1 protein-coding gene is annotated in these 3,359 nt (G+C 51.6%); it reads right to left on the reverse strand.

Features of this window, described 5'->3' with window-relative positions; translation table 11 throughout:
- Window positions 1-3,359, reverse strand: a 3,359-nt coding sequence (gene ypjA, locus AACU19_RS03610; RefSeq protein WP_105278689.1) for an adhesin-like autotransporter YpjA/EhaD, incomplete at both ends; no start/stop codon positions are given.

Genomic DNA, 3,359 nt, shown 5'->3' on the forward strand with positions numbered 1-3,359 from the left:
GATTCCACACCGGCACCATGGCTATACCCCACCCCGAGATGCCCGCTTAACGAACTGCTGAATGAGGCTTTAATACCTGCCTGGTATATTCCACGTCTGCCCGACAAATCATTGACAAAATTACCGTCATTATTCACTTTCACCCGGTTATCATCGACAAATTCTTTGCGCACAGCCGCCTTCAGCCACGGCTCAACTTCCATGCCGTTCCCCAGACGCATGTTGTAACTCAGCGTTGCGCCCAGTTCACGATATATACTGCGGGTATCGACTGATTTCGATTCCATACCATTGGATAAATGATATTCGGGGTTATCAGCGGTGAACCCCGTTAACGATGCATACGGCGTCAGGTTCCAGTTACCATCGGTAAATCGCATCCCGGTTTCAATGTGACCGCCCAGCCCGTTGCTGCGATAACTGCCGTTGGCGGCTCCACCGCTGCTCATTTTACCGGCTACGTTACTTTCAAAGCGGTTCAGCTTCACGATACCGTCCAGATAGAAACCACTTTCATGTTCCCAGCTGACATAGCCCCCCAGAGAATAACTGCCCACACTGCCATGTCCTCCACGATCAAAACCGATATGTGAATGGGAATAACCCATAAAAGCGCCCAGCGTCGCAATCCCCTCAGGAATACCATTACGGCTATCGATCCCCACCGTCATTCCGGTCAGCGTCTGCTCAAACCCGGCACCCGCATCGGTGGTGACATTATTACGGGTGTTATACGTCGTCCCCCAGACATTATTGTTGTGTGGACTCGCTTTCATTATGTTCAACCGCTCGCGAATACTGTTTAGCTCAGCATCAAAGACCAACGGTAATGTTGCTGCCATATTGAGTACGGCTGCCGTAGAAGGCGTGATGCGTTTCTCCGGGACGGGTGTCGGCGTTGGATCGGGAGTCGGGTCTGGTTTCGGATCCGGTTTTGGGTCTGGTTTTGGATCCGGTTTCGGATTTGGGTTGGGGTCCGGGTTGGGTTTGACATCATTGGTCAGGTTCCAGTTGCTGTTGCCGTCGCTTTTCAGGACATACTCATAGGTCCCAAGATCAACGAAACCGCCGGTATTACCCAGCGTAAACGAAGCATCCCCTCCCCCTGTTTTCACCAGCGTCATCGCGTCGTCAGACTGAGGGCTGACGCCGGTATCCTGAACAAAGATTTTAAAATTGCCAGTGGCGTTGTTGTTGACGACCAGTTGATCGCCCCGGGAGCCTGCAACGTTGGTATGCAGGTAGAAATTACCGCTGCCGGAAAGTTCACTGGTGGTCAGCGTATTGTAGATACCGTTAGTTGTGGCAGGCGCTGCTGTTTGTGCTGATAAATAAACATCACCGTCGTTGAGGAGCAAACTGTTTACTCTATATTCGCAGTTGCTGGTGCCTGCACAGGAATTATTGCTGTTAAGCCAGACACTGCCCCGGCTGGCAGCCGTCAGGTCGGCAAGCGTCGTATCGACGCCATTTCCGATAGTTAATGTCGCGCTATCGGTAATCCGGACCACCCCTTCAAGTTTAACTGGCGTAACATTATCCCGTGGCGTCATTAACGACAGGCTTCCTGTCGCGCCACTGACCGATGCATCCGCCAGCGTACCTGCGTAGACGATTGCCGTCCCGCCAGCGACCTGTAGATCTTCTGCCCGGGCCAGAGCCTGAAACTCATCTTTTGACCGACCAAGGGTATATTGCCCACCGGAATTAACCTTTGTGGCGAAGTCCTGACCCAGGTTTTGCATTGCCCCACCGTTGCCAACCGTGGAATCGCGAGCTTCGGTACCTGCTAATACCAATAAATTACCGCCATTTTCCAGCAGCACATTGGTCGCTAAATTTCCGGCAATGGAAAAGGTGCCGTACTGGTGAGTACCGCTGATTTCAATACCGTTAGCCGTGCTCGTCTGGAGAGCGGCACCGCTGTTCTGGATGATATCTGTCGCTTTGCCATTATCGTTGACTGTCAGCGTACCGCCTTCATTAATCGTTGTTTTTACTGCCTCACCGTTAGCCGAAACTGTTTGTATTCCGCCGTCGTTAATCGTTGTCTCATTCGCCACACCCTCGACGATTTGTTCACCGCCGGTAAGCATCGTGCCAGTCGCAGTGGCTTTTGTTTTGACGATCTCCCGTCCGCCCGCATTGACCTGTGTTTTGGCGGAAGTGGTGTCTGACTCCACGGTTAACACGCCGCCATTTGCCAGCAGGATATTGTTCGCCGCATCCTGCTCGATGCTGAACGCGACGCCATCAGCGCGTGTCCCTGTGACCCGCGTCGCCCTGGTGGTTGCCACCAACGCGCCCTGGCTACTCTGCTGTATCCCCGTAGCGCTGCCTTTCTCCCGCACATCGAGTGTGCCGCCGTCATTAAGTACCGAGTTTTCAGCCAGACCGCCCTCATTAACTACCTGTGAACCGCCATTAATAATGGAACCTTCCGCTGTCCCGTTTGCCATAATTTGTTGCAGGCCAGAGACGATATCGGTATTGATCGCCTTACCATAATTCTGAACGGTTTGCGTGCCGCCTTTGATGTGCGTTTTATCTGTTGACCCACCATCAACAATTTGTTCACCACTTTCGATATTTGCCTCAGTGGCTAAACCATATACCGTTTGCTTGCCACCTTTGATATTTGCTTTATCAGAAGTGGCACTGGCATATATTGTTTGGGTGCCCGCACTATTGAGTACAGTGCCAACATCTTTTCCATAAACATCCATTTTGCCGTTGGCATTAATAATCGTATCAACTGCCCGGGAACCAGTAACGACTGTTAATGAGCCAGCGTTTTCCAGCACTACATTTTTAGCTTCTGAATTCCTGATGTAGAAAGCATCACCATAACTGTTGGTTCCTTCGATAAGTGTTCCGGAAGTCGTGGAAGCAATCAATGCGCCGCCGGATTGTTGCTCAACATGCTTAGCCTCACCACCGTCCTGAACCTCCAGAACGCCACCATTATTAAGTCTGGTGGTATCTGTTTTAGCCTCCTTCTGGACAATCAGCTTACCGCCAGCATCAACGGTAGTATTTTTCGCCGTGGTTTTAGCCACTACCGTCAGTTCGCCGGTATTTTCCAGCACAACATAATTAGCCTCCCCTCCGGTAATAGTGAAGTGAGAGAGCTTGTTGTATCCTTCAATATCAGTCCCTGCGCCCGTGTTGGCAACTAAAGCACTGCCCGTCTCCTGGTTAACCCCATGTGCGATACCACCGGTATAGACAATCAGCGAGCCTCCGGCGCTAATATTGCTGCCAGTTGCCGTACCATCTTTCTCAACAACCTGCCGGCTCCCGGAGGAGATATTTGTCGTGTCAGCTTTCCCGCCGCTCTTGATATTTTGTGTTCCGCT

It is taken from the genome of Escherichia sp. MOD1-EC4550, from assembly GCF_963876935.1.
In the GTDB taxonomy this organism is placed as follows: domain Bacteria; phylum Pseudomonadota; class Gammaproteobacteria; order Enterobacterales; family Enterobacteriaceae; genus Escherichia; species Escherichia coli_F.